The 14,079-nt window shown below is 39.8% G+C and carries 14 protein-coding genes; 10 read left to right on the top strand and 4 right to left on the bottom strand.

What is annotated here, in order from left to right; all coding sequences use genetic code 11:
• The first annotated feature begins 6 nt into the window (after window positions 1–6).
• Both I1A42_RS22875 and I1A42_RS22870 read left to right on the top strand, forming a co-directional pair.
• On the top strand, window positions 7–858 hold the full coding sequence (locus tag I1A42_RS22875; RefSeq protein ID WP_196125242.1) for an ADP-ribosylglycohydrolase family protein: 852 nt from the start codon (window positions 7–9) through the stop codon (window positions 856–858).
• A gap of 572 nt (window positions 859–1,430) precedes the next feature.
• Window positions 1,431–1,661, top strand: a complete 231-nt coding sequence (locus I1A42_RS22870) for a hypothetical protein (RefSeq protein ID WP_196125240.1) — start codon at window positions 1,431–1,433, stop codon at window positions 1,659–1,661.
• A 226-nt stretch (window positions 1,662–1,887) separates the two neighbouring features.
• Here the strand turns inward: I1A42_RS22870 and I1A42_RS22865 are convergent, their stop codons facing one another.
• Window positions 1,888–2,976, bottom strand: a complete 1,089-nt coding sequence (locus tag I1A42_RS22865; RefSeq protein WP_196125238.1) for a transposase — start codon at window positions 2,974–2,976, stop codon at window positions 1,888–1,890.
• Between the two features lie 167 nt (window positions 2,977–3,143).
• On the opposite strand from I1A42_RS22865, the gene I1A42_RS22860 reads away from it, so the two are divergent.
• The 6 genes from I1A42_RS22860 (at window position 3,144) to I1A42_RS22835 (ending at window position 7,743) form a co-directional block, all read left to right on the top strand.
• On the top strand, window positions 3,144–5,321 hold the full coding sequence (locus I1A42_RS22860) for an RHS repeat-associated core domain-containing protein (protein WP_408063542.1): 2,178 nt from the start codon (window positions 3,144–3,146) through the stop codon (window positions 5,319–5,321).
• 2 nt (window positions 5,322–5,323) lie between these two features.
• Window positions 5,324–5,794, top strand: a complete 471-nt coding sequence (locus I1A42_RS22855; RefSeq protein ID WP_196125236.1) for a hypothetical protein — start codon at window positions 5,324–5,326, stop codon at window positions 5,792–5,794.
• An 18-nt stretch (window positions 5,795–5,812) separates the two neighbouring features.
• Window positions 5,813–6,445, top strand: coding sequence for a DUF4291 domain-containing protein (locus I1A42_RS22850; RefSeq protein WP_196125234.1), 633 nt, complete (start codon window positions 5,813–5,815; stop codon window positions 6,443–6,445).
• A 146-nt stretch (window positions 6,446–6,591) separates the two neighbouring features.
• Window positions 6,592–6,885: a transposase gene (locus I1A42_RS22845; RefSeq protein ID WP_230389877.1), complete on the top strand. Its 294-nt coding sequence runs from the start codon at window positions 6,592–6,594 to the stop codon at window positions 6,883–6,885.
• A 62-nt stretch (window positions 6,886–6,947) separates the two neighbouring features.
• Entirely contained in the window at window positions 6,948–7,343 is a 396-nt protein-coding gene (locus I1A42_RS22840) for a hypothetical protein (RefSeq protein WP_196125232.1), read from the top strand.
• Window positions 7,344–7,416: 73 nt separating this feature from the next.
• Entirely contained in the window at window positions 7,417–7,743 is a 327-nt protein-coding gene (locus tag I1A42_RS22835; protein WP_196125230.1) for a hypothetical protein, read from the top strand.
• Between the two features lie 202 nt (window positions 7,744–7,945).
• Here the strand turns inward: I1A42_RS22835 and I1A42_RS22830 are convergent, their stop codons facing one another.
• Both I1A42_RS22830 and I1A42_RS22825 read right to left on the bottom strand, forming a co-directional pair.
• Window positions 7,946–8,383, bottom strand: coding sequence for a DUF7282 domain-containing protein (locus I1A42_RS22830; RefSeq protein WP_196125228.1), 438 nt, complete (start codon window positions 8,381–8,383; stop codon window positions 7,946–7,948).
• Between the two features lie 249 nt (window positions 8,384–8,632).
• Window positions 8,633–9,529, bottom strand: a complete 897-nt coding sequence (locus I1A42_RS22825; RefSeq protein WP_196125226.1) for a LysR family transcriptional regulator — start codon at window positions 9,527–9,529, stop codon at window positions 8,633–8,635.
• A gap of 122 nt (window positions 9,530–9,651) precedes the next feature.
• On the opposite strand from I1A42_RS22825, the gene I1A42_RS22820 reads away from it, so the two are divergent.
• Window positions 9,652–11,052, top strand: a complete 1,401-nt coding sequence (locus tag I1A42_RS22820) for a M20 family metallopeptidase (protein WP_196125223.1) — start codon at window positions 9,652–9,654, stop codon at window positions 11,050–11,052.
• Window positions 11,053–11,119: 67 nt separating this feature from the next.
• Here the strand turns inward: I1A42_RS22820 and I1A42_RS22815 are convergent, their stop codons facing one another.
• Entirely contained in the window at window positions 11,120–12,421 is a 1,302-nt protein-coding gene (locus I1A42_RS22815) for an MFS transporter (protein WP_196125221.1), read from the bottom strand.
• 406 nt (window positions 12,422–12,827) lie between these two features.
• On the opposite strand from I1A42_RS22815, the gene I1A42_RS22810 reads away from it, so the two are divergent.
• Window positions 12,828–14,078: a putative acyl-CoA thioester hydrolase gene (locus I1A42_RS22810; RefSeq protein WP_230389724.1), complete on the top strand. Its 1,251-nt coding sequence runs from the start codon at window positions 12,828–12,830 to the stop codon at window positions 14,076–14,078.
• Window position 14,079 lies beyond the last annotated feature (1 nt).

Genomic DNA, 14,079 nt, shown 5'->3' with positions numbered 1-14,079 from the left:
TTATTAATGTTAATTGAAATTGCAGTAGCTGATGCGTATGGAGCTGGATTTGAGTTTTCTTCCAATGAAAAAATTTCCAAATTTAATGATTTAACACGCTATTGTGAACATGATTTATACCGAATGAAAGGTAAATATACAGATGATACTCAAATGTCTATTGCTATTGTAGAACTAATCCTCTTTCAATCAGTTTGGTCAAAGGAAAAGATAGCATCGAAATTTGTTGATTGTTTTAAAAGAGACCCTCGTCATGGCTATTCAAAAGGATTTTATCAATTATTGAATAAAGCTAATAGTGGTGAAGAGCTAATATTTATGCTTAGAAACGATAGTAACAGAAATGGGGCAGCGATGCGGTCGGTACCACTCGGTTTTATTAAAAATAAAGAAGAGCTAATATCAAAAGCTACAATGCAGGCAATGGTTACTCATAATACAGAAGAAGCAATAAGAGCAAGTTGCGCAGTAGCGCTAGCTGCCCACTTTGGATTACATCAGCGAGGGAAGCTATCTGAATTAGAATCTTTTTTAACTGTTGAATCTTTTTCCGGGTGGGACTATAACTGGAGTGGAGAAGTTACTGTTAAGGCATTTGATACGGTAAGTGCAGCTTTCCATTGTTTGTTAAATTGTAATAATTTGAATGAATTGCTAAAAAAATGTATAGCATTAGGTGGGGATACAGATAGCGTCGCTTCTATTGCCGTAGGTCTGGCAACATGCTTTGATGAATATGACAAAAACTTACCTTTAAATTTGTTTGAAGATCTTGATGAAACTTCATATGGAATAGAATATTTAAAGGTTCTAGATAAGAAGTTATATGAATATTCAAATCTACGGATGGATATTTAAATTTGGTGACTTTGTTTGTGGTGATATAGTAAATTAGGTCATCTGGTATGATGCATTACTATACATACCACTAACATACATATAGCATAAACAGCGGAAAAAATTAACAACGACACACATCATTAAATATTTTCATGTCAAAGGTGCTAACCTCAATGAGTCTGTAGGTAAAGTTACATGCATATTCAGGGATGTGTTTTGTCGTTGATATTGGTAAGGAAGGTTGTTGTTTTTTTCGGAATAATGGTGATTATAGGAGTTGCGAAAAACAGACGATGCTGTCGCAGACTATAGGTAGTTTGTTATATTTATTATGAAATTATCAGATCCAGTATTATTTTTCTATCGAGCTTGGTTTTGGTATTTTGAAGTTATGTGGTTGAACCAAGTTCTAATCTTATTCTCTAGTTCGGTACATGGCGTTAAATAATCTTGTTGGAATATAGACAGCCGTTCGAGTATAACTGGCATGCGGTTATTAATATTCTCGCGATTATATTCCCTTATTTTTTATCCTACACAGCTTTCCCTTATGAATATTAAATTCAAATTATTTTTAAGAAGTAATTTATATGAAAGTGAAAATTTATGAAAAAAATAATATAAAGATTTTTACAGTTGGTAATAGCTATTATATACAATATGATGCAGGTGCACACCAAATTGCTATTAGAGAGGATGAGATCTCAGAAGGTGAAGCAAATATTATTATTAATGATGAAAGCAAATTAATGGAAGTTCTATTTGCAATACAAAAAAGGTTGATAGCCCGTGGGGAAAAACCATATAAATCTAATGTTTAAGGATCTAAGGAGACGAGGGCGTTCAGAATTCTGTGTCAGCTATTTTGACTAAAGTTCTAAGACGTCATATAAACGACCTTCAAAGTGGATCGCCAACTGAACCCATGTCATATTCCAGTTCTGGGTTGGCATTGTCCATTTCTAGATGCATTCAATGAAAATTAACTGGGACACACACCCTTAAATTTTCCTCTGTCAAAGTATCTAACCTTAAAAAATTTGAATCCTACTCAGGTATGGATATGGCAATTAGAAGTATCGATGAGGTTGTTTGGGAAGTATAAAGGTGTTTGTTGCTGGATAATTTTGGAAAAGATGGATTCAACTTTACAGGTTTATCGATTGTATTGGTTATGAAATCAGTAATCCCACCATTCGTTTTTTTCCCCAATTGGGTTTTGACTTTTTCGAGTTCTATGGTTGAGCCAACCCAAGCTCTGGGCTTTTTCTCCAGTTCGGAGCAAAGCGTTAAACATTCTTGCTGGGATAGCGACAACCGTTTGAGTATCACTGGCAGGCGGTTATCAATATGCCCTCGCTTATCTTCTCTGATTTGTCTGCCTACCCAATCGATTAACTCAATATAATCCACCAAACGAAATGGGATCCCATGATGCTTGTCTTGGTGTTCATGCCCGAGAAAGTTAGCAAGTGATGGTGTGGTCGTTTCGCCACGTTCTAAACTACCTAAACGCGCTTGTATCGACGTGTGATCAGATTGCTCAGGGGAGTCAGCCATTTTTGCTCTTATGGGATTGAGATCGACATAAGCCATAGCGGAAAGCAGAGCTTTTTCGTCTAATAAGGCTTGAGATTTAAATCGTCCTTCCCAAAATCGGCCAGTGCATTGGTCTTCTTTATTGGCCTGCACGGCAATGTCATAGTTGAGCTCCCTCATAAACCAGCTTAGGGAAAACAAACGGTGGCGCCAAGTCTTAATCAGTTGGCTGCATGTGTGTGATTCGGCTTTGGACGAGATTTGGTTCGCCAGCCAACGTTGAATAATAACGGGGGGTTGATGTTCACTGCACCATCGTTCAACGACTTCAAGGTCTGAAAGGGAGAGAGCGGCTTCTTTGTCAATAAATGCCACGAGGTGGTAATGATTACTCATAATGGCGTAAGAACAAATTCGAATACAATAGACGGAAGCAAGAGCCAGCATACGTTGTTCAACCCAAGCTCTACGGTGTTCGTAAGACTTGCCGGTGACAACATCTTTGCCGCAGAGGAAAGATCGGCGCACACAACGCGAGACACAGTGATAATAAGGTGTTACTTCAGGACAAATGAGTTGAGATCTGGCAGTTGTCATTAGCTTTCCCCGCAATATAAGCGTTATCAAGCATGACAATTGGTCGACAGATACGAAATAAAGATTGGGAAAACTTACGGTTGATATCAAAGAAATCGCGACTGGTGAGTAGAGTTATTCAAAAGATTAAAGGTGAGTGTCCTGGTTAATTCAATCTTATAAAAGTTGTGAAACCCGATGGTTCTAGTCAGCGTTTTACTTATAACGGTTATGGCAAAGTTACTTCTGTTGAAGATGAAAAAGGCCTTATCACAACATATGAGTATTTTGAAAATAGTCATTTAGTTTCAAAAGTGATTAATCCAGATGGCTCCAGTCTCAGTTATCGGTATGAAAACGCAAAGAACTTCGTTAGCCATATTACCAACGAACGGGGTGAAACCTATCAAATCGATTACCTCCCCAATGGTTTAGTCAGTAAAGAAACGACATTTGATGGGCGTAGCCTAGCGTACACCTATGACCTAAACGGTAAGCTCCTCAGCAAAGTTGAGACAGGAACGAATGGTACTGAACTTGAAACCGTCTTTGAGCGAGATTCCCTCGGCCGTTTGCTTGTTAAAACTCTGCCAGACGGTTCAAAAATAGAGTATCAATACGACAAAAATGGCAATCTAATTTCTGTCGATGATGGTGAAACGCCTTTAGCTTGGCGTTATGACATCATGGACCGTGTGATTGAGTCTCACGCGGGGTGGTCATCTCAATACTATGAATATGACGAGCTAGGGCTGCTGAGTAAATGGCAACTACCGGATGCCAATGTGTTGGAGTACCAACGCGGCAAAGGTGGCGTTCTACGAGCAATAAACCTGAATGATGAGGTACTAACGCAACATATCTTCCAAAATGGTTTGGAGATGATGCGTAATCAAGGCGAGCTCAAAAGTCATTTTAACTATGACGACCAAGGCCGCCTAGTTAACCAATCACAAATGCTTGAGGGCCGTGAAAAGCAACGTCGTCAATACCAATACGACGGGCTAGGTAACCTTGTTCAAATCTCCGACAAACAGCGTGGCGACACGTTTTATGATTACGACCCACTATCTCGTTTAACCGCGGTACGTGGCAACCTTGATGAGCAGTTTACTCACGATGCGACCGGTAACTTAATACCTAATCATATAAGCTTGCAAAGCAGCGAACTATTTGACCACGCACCGGGCAACCAGCTAAAACTCCATGGTGACAGCCATTACGAATACGATGAGTTTGGTCGTTTAGTTAAAGAGAGTCGTGGTAAAAATCAAAGCCTAGTGACAGGTTATGAATACGATTGCCAGCATCGCTTAATCAAAGTCACGATGCCGGATGGTAGCCAAGCGCATTACCGGTATGACGCATTTGGTCGTCGTATCGAAAAGCGAGTGATAGATAAAACAGGTTTAGAAACCACCACTGAGTTTCTCTGGCAAGGCGATAATTTAATCGCTGAAATGACCAACAGCGAGCAGTATCAAAGCTATGTTTATGAACCCGGATCATTCCGCCCGCTGGCTTTACTCAAAGGCGAAGGTAAAGAAGCAGAGGTTTATCATTACCATCTAGACCAAATCGGTACGCCGTTAGATATTACAACCACACAAGGTGAAACCGTTTGGTCAGTGCAATATCGCGCCTATGGTAACGTCTTTAAGAAAACCGTTGCGGAAATAGAAAGCCCATTGCGCTTCCAAGGTCAGTATTTTGATGCTGAAACGGGGTTACATTACAATCGTCATCGATACTATAATCCTAATGCAGGGCGCTTTATCACCATCGACCCCATTGGACTTGCTGGTGGATTGAATAACTACCAGTATGTGCCGAATCCGACGGGATGGGTGGATCCGTTGGGGTTGAAGAATAAAAAAGGAGGGTGTCCATGTGAACATATGCCTCCGGAAAAATACAAAGAATATCTGTCTAGGCAAAGGGATAAAGAACGCAAGGCATTTAATTTAAGTAATACCATTTTGGAACACGATTCCCATGGAAATGAGATTCTGTATAGAAGTATGCCAAAAGAACATCTAGAATATTTAGGTGATACTGGTGAGCTGTTACCTACAACTGAAACGTCAACATCACCTCTACGAGAGTATGCGTCGAGTTATGATGGTTACTTGGTTAAATTCTATCTAGAACCTGGAACCTCTAAAAAATTGCAGGATATTGGTATATCCGCCGATAAAGCTACTGAAAAGCTGTTGCCAAATGTTCCATATAGAGAGGGAAATTGGAATCAAAAGCATGCAAGGTTCAAGAAAGAAAAAGGACAAATTACTACAGCGTTGGGGGTAGGAGAAGGTCTGAAATTATTTAATTCAAAAATGATAAGATACGAGGTTTTGGATAAGTAAATATGCTAATAGATTCTAGTTATTTATCAGATAATACAAAGAAGATATATTCTCTTAAGGAACGTATTGTACGAGAGCCTAAATATGTTGAGAAAGTTCAATTACTAACATTAAACAAAAATAAGCCATATTTAGGTTTAAAGGGGGATTATGGTTTATTTTGCTCTGATTTGTGGTGGGATAATATATTAAAAGGAAATATAAACACAATATGTTATAAAGGGTTTATTTGTCGTGTTTTTGAAGCAGGTCAAGATAAGATTGGTAAATTTAATACTGTTAGTATAAGGTTAATTGATGGGAGTTTGATGGATTTTTCTATATACGTAAATGATGAAAAAGATCGTGTATTATATAAGGAAGGTTTTTGTGTTTATATTATAAAAGCATTTGATGAATTTAAATGCCCACCAAGCAAGAATAGAAAATATTCTGATATAACGCTTGAGGTTGCTATAACATATGATCTTTAATTTTTAATTGTTATATTTATGATGTTAGAATTTGATAATTATATTAAGCAATATAGAACTTGGCCTACTATCGGTCGAACAATTATGGCTCAGTATAACGAAAATGAAATTGTTGTTTATCAAGCATATAATGAGAAAATAGCTCGGTTTGCGGCGAAAAATGGTCACTTTGGTGGAGATTTTAGTTTTGAAAGAATGACATGGATTAAAACTAACTTTCTATGGATGATGTATCGTTCTGGATGGGGAAGTAAATCTAATCAGGAAGTTACTCTAGCTATTTCTATTCGTCGTGATGCATTTGAATATATGTATCACAATGCAGTATCTTCGAGTTTTTCCTCCGCCAATGAGGCCGATTTAAGTATTTGGAAGCAGAAGGTTAGAGAATCAGATATTAGGCTTCAATGGGATCCCGATCATGATCCATTTGGTAGTAATCTGAAACGTAGAGCTGTACAAATTGGTATTCGTGGTTCTACGTTAAGAAAGTTTAATAGTGATTGGATAACTAATATAGAAGATGTTTCTAATTTTGTAGAGCAACAGAAAAGAAATATCGATAATAATAATATATCTTCATTAATACTACCTAAAGAAAGACCGTATGTGTTTAAATTTGATGAAAAAGTCGAATTGCTCCAATTATAGTGAATAATGGGGTCAAGTCTTGCCTTTTGTCTAACTGGTTGTGATGTACTGCATTTATCTTATACACAGTAGTCGATAAGAAAAGATGAGTCTACCATTACGGATTGAGTACACAGGTGCTTTGTATCACGTTACGTCCAGAGGAAATGCCCGAGCCTCCGATTTATTTGGATGAAACGGATTTTGGGCTTTTTCTTGAGGTGTTAGCCTCAACCTGTGAACGGTTTAATTGGGTGATATACAGCTTCTGCCTAAAGACCAACCATTATCATCTTTTAGTCGAAACACCGGACGGCAATATGAGTAAAGGAATGAGCCAACTGAATGGTGTGTATACCAAGAAATTCAATCGTAAGCACAATCGAGTAGGATATGTGGTTATACACAGAAGGAAATTGGTGAATGCTTTGGATTACATTATTCTCGTATCGGTCGAATAGTGGCAAAAAGTAAGTATTGACCCCATTTGGACTTCTCTATCTTTTTAAAAACGGATATTAAGATGAACTGGTTAGATATTGCTGATAAGTCGGATAAAATATGGTTTCATTTATTTGGTAATTATGAAGTAAATGAAAGTGTTTTTATTGAGCATGTAATATTTAAAGGGGATAGTGTTAGTGTGGTTTTTTCAATATTTAAGCCGAATATTAAACTCCCCAAACGTTGGATTAACAAAGGATTTGATTCTATCTCACTTAAGCTAAAGCTAGCTTCATTGAATGAAGAAACTATTATCAGAGGTAATGTTTCTTGTCGGTGTTATATTGAGTTGGACGGAAGTGTTCCTAACTATGAGGTAAAATTTTATCGAGACTTATTTAAAAAGGATTTAATGTTTCATTCTAGTTGTAAAAAATTATTTCTATCTGATGTCGAAGGGTTTTGTTCTATCTAAAATTTTAAATATAATAATGTAATTAAAGACCCTCAGTATTAGTTTATAAGTAAAAATAGTTGGAATCATAAAAATGGCTAGTGTAAAATATATTGAATCGAATATAAATATATCATCAAAGTTTTCAATAGAAGATACGGCTAAAATAGTATCAAAAACATTAAATATATCATTGAGTTTTAATGATAGTGGTAAGTATGAAGAGTTTATAGGTTATGATGAAACAGTTTTAGGTATAAAAATAAGTTTAATTAGTAACCCTAATGATCTTATTTGTGGGTATGACCTAACCTTTTATGGTAAAGCAAATGGTAATGAGGTGTGTGGTGTAGCAGATATCACGGATTATATTTTGTCATTACTTGAAAAGACAGAGCTTGAATGTAGAAAAATGGATTAGAATATCGAGTTAAACAGTCCGAGTTTAATTTGATGTGTAACACTCACTAATATCAAGTGTTCATTGCTATTTTAAATAGGACACACTATTAAAAATCGATTAATACTGGGTACGTACATATAGCTAAATCACGGTTCTTTTAATATACATACAATAAAAAGCGACCCCTCGGTTGAGATCGCCCTTTATCGATATCACTGCATCACTTCGCAGTGATTACAGACATCACTAGTTTGCCGTGCACCTTAATTGGCCCGTCAGTTTTTGCGCCTAATGTGTATTCGAAAACGCCAGTTTTCATGCCACCTTTCTCACTATGTAACATCAACATTAGCATCTCACCGCTTTTGACTGTCTCGGTTAAAATAGCAGAGACATCATAATTGCTGCCCATCTTAACCGGAGCGTAGCCAACGACTGGGCCTGGTTTCATTTTCTTATCTGTCCGGTGCACGACAAGCCAGCCGTTTTCTGCTGCTTGAATCATATCTACAGAAACAGTGCCAGAGGAGACATCTTGATCATGCCCATAAACACCGACGTCCATCATATGACCACCGGCGAAAGCTAAAGATGAGGATCCTGTCATGAGAGCGATAACAGCTAGTCGTTTAGACCATTTCGATACGAGTTTTTTCATCATCATTTCCTGATTAATATTTCCATGGAGTTAGGTAGTTCAAAACCAGTTCATCCCGACACTGGACGATTCTATTTATGGAGTTAGAGAGGAAAAGATCATCGTAAAAAGAAAGCAAAGCACTTCTTTGGTCAGTTTGTTTTGATTCCGTGATAACCAAGAGGTTGATGACGTAATAGATGCTGATTATGTCTTAGACCTGATAATGACTCTCGGAGCATGGCTTAAAGGTGCCTGTGCCCATTATGCTTACTCTCCTCGTAGCATTTTGCCTAAAAAGAGTAGGAAATCCTCTACGATGTCGGTTTGTTTACGGTGTGACATGACTTGCAGTTGGATGCTTCTTTGCAGCAGTGATGGTTCTTTTAGAGGAAGGAGAACTAAACTATCACGCTCAGCTTGACGGCTGGCTGTTAGTTTGCCACAAAGGGCAATGGCCTCTGTATTTTCTTTCGTAAACGTATAAATCGCCCCCATAGAATTGCTGGTGAACGCTGGAATAATGTTCACGTTTTCTAAGTGGCAGGCAATATCGAATAAGTAATTTAATGTGGTACCAGATTCAGATAACGCGACGGGATAGTTTGCCAGATCATGCACGCTAAGTGTTTTACGTCTTGCAAGTGGATGTGTTTTTGCGAGCAAGGCTGAAATAGGGGCGGGGACTTGCAGAGCAACCTTAACCCCTTGTTCAATTTGCAGGCTGAATGTCAGCGCCGCATCCACTACACCCTCTTTGACTAATTTGGTCGCTTCGGCTGAATCAACAACTTTTAGTGAAAATATCGCATTTGGGTATTGTTGGCGAAAACGAGCGATAGCATGTGGTAAAAAATCCCAAGCCATCCCTTCCGGACAGGCGAGTGCGATAGACTGCATTTTTACACTATTCAGCTCTTTCATCTCAGAAATCACATTACTTAACTCGACGGTGTTACGTAATGAATAGGTATAAAGAATTTCTCCCGCAGGAGTCAGAGCCATACCCCGCGGCTTTCGTTCGAATAGAGTAAGTTCAAGTTGCTCTTCTAACTGACTGATTTGACGACTTATCGCCGAAATAGCGACATGTAGTTGCTCTGATGCAGCAGAAAGAGAACCCGTTTGAGCGACTGCGTGGAAATATTTCAGGGTTAAATCGTACATAGTTTAGCTTTCTATTTATGAGAACAATTTTTTGCTTAATTGATAATTGTTGCAAAGGTCTACTCATCATAAGCTAACCCGACATAGTAAATCGAGTGTTATATAACAAACAGGGACAGAAGATGACTGATATGAGTGGCTCAGCTCGAGCAAAGGTAATCACGTTAGCCAAAAATTGTATTGAGAGTGGTGTGTTTTATCAAACCCTTGCCCGGCGAGTTGCATTACCCACAGAAAGTCAGAACCCTGACGCGGCAGAGCAACTTTCAGTGTATCTAACGGATGAAATAGCCCCTTTGCTCACTGAGCAAGGTTTTAGTTGTGAGCAGTTTGCTAACCCTGTCTCTGATAAGCCTCCGTTAATGATCGCTAGTCGAATTGAATCTGAACAATTACCTACCTTGCTATTGTATGGCCATGGCGATGTTACAGACGGACAAGAACCGTTGTGGTTAGATGGCACTGCTCCTTGGGTTCTTACTCAGATCGGCGATAAGCTTTATGGGCGTGGTACAGCTGATAATAAAGGGCAACACACTATTAATCTTCTCGCTTTAGAAACCGTACTAAAGCAGCGTCAAGGTAAGCTTGGTTACAACATTAAAATTCTCTTTGAAATGAGCGAAGAAGTCGGCTCGACTGGCTTAGAACAATTTTGTCGTGAACACAGCAACGAGTTAAAAGCGGACCTATTTCTTGCTTCTGATGGCCCCCGATTAAATGCGCAAACGCCGACCATTTTTCTAGGTTCGCGAGGTGTGTGTCAATTCCGGTTACGTTGTTATACAGGGAATGGTGCCCGTCATTCTGGTAACTGGGGTGGGGTTATTACTAATGCGGCAGTCCGTTTGAATCATGCGCTTGCGTCTTTAGTTTCTCCAACAGGTCAAGTTCTCGCTGAGAAGTTGAAAGCGCCAAAACCAGCAGGGCTTGCTGCTGAAATGATGCAGGTTTTACCTGTGGGTGGTAACGAAGGTGATCCATCACTCAATGCTGAGTGGGGAGAGAAGCACCTATCTAATGGTGAGCGGTTATTCGGCTGTAATACTTTAGAAATCATTGCACTCGGGGCGGGTAATATCACTAAACCAGTGGGAGCAATTCCCGATTCTGCTGAAGCGGTCTGCCACTTGCGCTTCGTACCCGGTACTGATTGGGAAAACTTAGTCGCTAACTTACAAGAGCATTTTTCCAATCTTGGTTTTACCGATATTGAGGTTATTTATGAAGGGGGCTATAACGCGACCCGCCTTGATCCAACACATCCGTGGGTTGGGTTTGTTCAGCAGTCAATGCAACAGTCTTTACAGCAAGAAGTTACGGTATTACCTAACTTAGGTGGGACAATTCCTAATCATTGCTTTGCCGATGTGTTATCGCTACCAACCGTGTGGATGCCACACTCTTATCCATCATGCAATCAACATGCACCAGATGAGCACTTATTGGAAAGTGTAGCGAAACAAGGATTGGCTGCTGCCGCAGGTCTGTTTTGGGATTTAGGTGATCAGTGGCCTGTGTAGAATCAGGCTTAATTATGCAGAAGGGCTCCTATCTAGGAGCCCTTTAGGTATCTAACTAAATCAGTAGCTAACGTAATTTAAAGTGACGGCGAATCGCAAACATGGTCGCTAAGCTGACGCAGCAAGTGACAAGTAAGTAATAACTTGGAGCTAATAAATCCCCTGAAGCACTGATCGACCAAACAAGAAGTGCTGGCGTAAAGCTACCAAACACAGTGGTGGCGATGTTATAGCTTAATGCCATGCCCGTTGCGCGCACCTGAGTTGGAAATAATTCAGACATTAATGCAGGCAAACCACCAAAGTACATTGATTTAAGAATACTTAGCCAAAATAACACGCTGGCTAACATGATCAGCGTCGCATGTGTTGATAACAGCGCAAAGGCAGGGTAAACAGAAAGGAAAAATAATCCGGCAGCAATCATCATGATGCGTGTACGACCAAGGCGATCGGATAAATTGCCAATAAATGGGGTCAGCACAGTCAGTACCGCATAGCTAATCAAAGTACCACCGTAACCGATAGAACTGCTCATACCCAAGAACTTACTCGCATAAGTTGGCATAAAAATGATGGAGTAGGTCACTGAAGTCGATAGCATCATTGCGCCAACGTTATAAATAATGCTGCGTTTGTGCGATTTGAATAGATCCACCACGGGAACTTTGGCTTCTTTTTCCTTGGTGGTAAATTCTTCCGCTTCTTCAATATGGCGGCGAATATAAAGTCCGATTGGGCCAATAAGTAAACCAAAGATAAACGGAATTCTCCATCCCCAGTCTTCAAGTTGTTGAGTGCTCAATACCGCTGTGAGAAGTAGTCCAAATCCGGCACCTAATAACCCGCTGACCCCTTGGCTGGCAAACATAAAGCTAGAAAGAAAACCTTTACGTTCTGGGTACTGTTCAACCAACATTGCTGTTGCACTGCCAAATTCACCGCCCGCAGAGAAACCTTGCAGTAAGCGAGCCAGTAAAATGCCACATGGAGCAAGTAAACCGATGCTTTGATAGGTCGGCATGATGGCAATAAGAAATGTACCAGACATCATTAGCCAAATGGTAAGGAGCATCGCTGATTTACGTCCTGCTTTATCTGCGTAACTACCAATAACTAAAGCACCAACTGGACGAATTAAGTAAGACATCGCAAAAGCGAACAGAGCTAACATCAACGATAGCGTGGCATCATCGGTAGGAAAGAATAGCTTAGAAATAGTGCGAGCAAAAAACGCATAAGCGATAAGATCGAACCATTCCAAGGCGTTACCTATGGATGAAGCAATAATAAGTTTCAATAATTTTTTATTTGACGGGTGACCAGCAGATGTGGAGGTACCATCACTTGTTAGTATGGTCTCAGACATACATTCTCCCTGTATTCTAAATAGCAAAGTCCTTTAATCCTTCGATACTAGGGGGAAGCTAGCTTTTACACAATTGTTAATTTATTAATCCATCTTTGCTTTTTTTGGAAAGCTAAACGCGGTTATACCTAGCTCTTTGTAACATACTGGTTTAGCACGAAGGTATTCGATCTTAGTCGTGTATCTTGAGGTCATTTGAGCATATTCATGCTCATGAATACGAGTCTGATAGACTGTATTGCATTTGGCTGGTACGAGCTTTCTCTTGCTATGTCGATTTCTTGTGATGTAGCTTCGACAAATGGCATTTAATTAAAACAGTGTTTCAAAATTAGATTGATACGCCTATTTTTCTCGGTTAGGTCTGATTAATCTGTGTTCAAATTGTTGAACTTGAGGATAACCCATGATGACAAAAACACTGATTTCACTTGCGGTTGCAACATTAATTTATGGTGTGACTGGCGCTCAAGCTGCAGAGAGGCTGGATTTCGTTAATACACCACAACATCCCGTTCTAACCAAGCAAGAAGCTGCGTCATTCACTGCACAAAATTATCTTACCCTTGGCTCTGATCATTGGGCTTTGAGAAATGCCATTATTCAAGCAACTCCTTATGTCGTGGGGAATCCATCAACTAAAGCACCGTATAGGTCAATCCAGAAAGCTATTAATGCCGCAATAGCACAAAATACAAACCACCAGCCTATATCGATTAAAGTGTTACCCGGACGATATCAAGGTACGGTTTACATACCACAAGATGCGCCTCAGATAACGCTTTATGGTTCGGGTGAAAATGCGCAAGATGTTGTCATTAACTTAGCGATTGATTCTATGATCTCACCGGAGCAATACCAGTCTTTGGTTAATTCAGATGGGCAATACTCGCAAAATGATCCTGCTTGGTACATGTATCACAATTGCGCGTCAACGCCGAATAAAGTGATTACGACTGTGTGCTCCGCTGTTATTTGGAGCCAAAGCGATCAATTTACACTAGCGAACCTTACTGTTGAAAACTCGTTACTCGATGCGATTGGTTCTGGCACCCACCAAGGGGTTGCGTTGCGTACAGATGGCGATCAAGTCTTACTTGATAACGTACGCCTTATTGGTCGGCAGGATACTTTCTTTGTTAATAATGCTGATACAGATAATCAATATAATACTCAGCGCCGAAGTCGAGTTTATATTCACAATAGTTTTATTGAAGGCGATGTGGATTATGTCTTTGGTCGTGCTCAGGCGGTTTTCGATGGGGTTGAATTTCATACCGTGTCTAGTCGTGGCGTGAATTCTGCTTATGTCTTTGCTCCTGACACAACGCCAAATAACGACTATGGTTTCTTGGTGACCAACAGTACCATCACATGTGATGCGAAATCTGCCAGTTTTAAACCCAAATTGGGCCGGGCGTGGGAACAAGGTGCCAGTAAAACCGGATATCTTCCCGGTAAAACTGCTAATGGGCAACTTGTTATCGAACATAGCGAGATTCAAGATTGTTATGACTTGGAAATGCCATGGGGAGCCGCTGCTACTACCAACCGAGCCTTTCATGGCAATGCTGAGCGCGCACGTGACCTAAATGATGTGAATTTTAACCGCTTATGGTTATTTGAAAATCATCTATTTTCCTCTGTATCTGACTGAA

It is taken from the genome of Vibrio nitrifigilis (assembly GCF_015686695.1).
Classification (GTDB): domain Bacteria; phylum Pseudomonadota; class Gammaproteobacteria; order Enterobacterales; family Vibrionaceae; genus Vibrio; species Vibrio nitrifigilis.
This window is presented reverse-complemented; position numbering and strand designations above follow the sequence as displayed.

Bases quoted from the DNA above. Each gene is read 5' to 3' on its own strand.
- I1A42_RS22810 (WP_230389724.1), top strand. From the start codon at position 12,828: ATGATGACAAAAACACTGATTTCACTTGCGGTTGCAACATTAATTTAT.
- I1A42_RS22855 (WP_196125236.1), top strand. From the start codon at position 5,324: ATGCTAATAGATTCTAGTTATTTATCAGATAATACAAAGAAGATATAT.
- I1A42_RS22850 (WP_196125234.1), top strand. From the start codon at position 5,813: ATGATGTTAGAATTTGATAATTATATTAAGCAATATAGAACTTGGCCT.
- I1A42_RS22870 (WP_196125240.1), top strand. From the start codon at position 1,431: ATGAAAGTGAAAATTTATGAAAAAAATAATATAAAGATTTTTACAGTT.
- I1A42_RS22820 (WP_196125223.1), top strand. From the start codon at position 9,652: ATGACTGATATGAGTGGCTCAGCTCGAGCAAAGGTAATCACGTTAGCC.
- I1A42_RS22845 (WP_230389877.1), top strand. From the start codon at position 6,592: ATGCCCGAGCCTCCGATTTATTTGGATGAAACGGATTTTGGGCTTTTT.
- I1A42_RS22875 (WP_196125242.1), top strand. From the start codon at position 7: ATGTTAATTGAAATTGCAGTAGCTGATGCGTATGGAGCTGGATTTGAG.
- I1A42_RS22825 (WP_196125226.1), bottom strand. From the start codon at position 9,529: ATGTACGATTTAACCCTGAAATATTTCCACGCAGTCGCTCAAACGGGT.
- I1A42_RS22830 (WP_196125228.1), bottom strand. From the start codon at position 8,383: ATGAAAAAACTCGTATCGAAATGGTCTAAACGACTAGCTGTTATCGCT.
- I1A42_RS22865 (WP_196125238.1), bottom strand. From the start codon at position 2,976: ATGACAACTGCCAGATCTCAACTCATTTGTCCTGAAGTAACACCTTAT.
- I1A42_RS22835 (WP_196125230.1), top strand. From the start codon at position 7,417: ATGGCTAGTGTAAAATATATTGAATCGAATATAAATATATCATCAAAG.
- I1A42_RS22840 (WP_196125232.1), top strand. From the start codon at position 6,948: ATGAACTGGTTAGATATTGCTGATAAGTCGGATAAAATATGGTTTCAT.
- I1A42_RS22815 (WP_196125221.1), bottom strand. From the start codon at position 12,421: ATGTCTGAGACCATACTAACAAGTGATGGTACCTCCACATCTGCTGGT.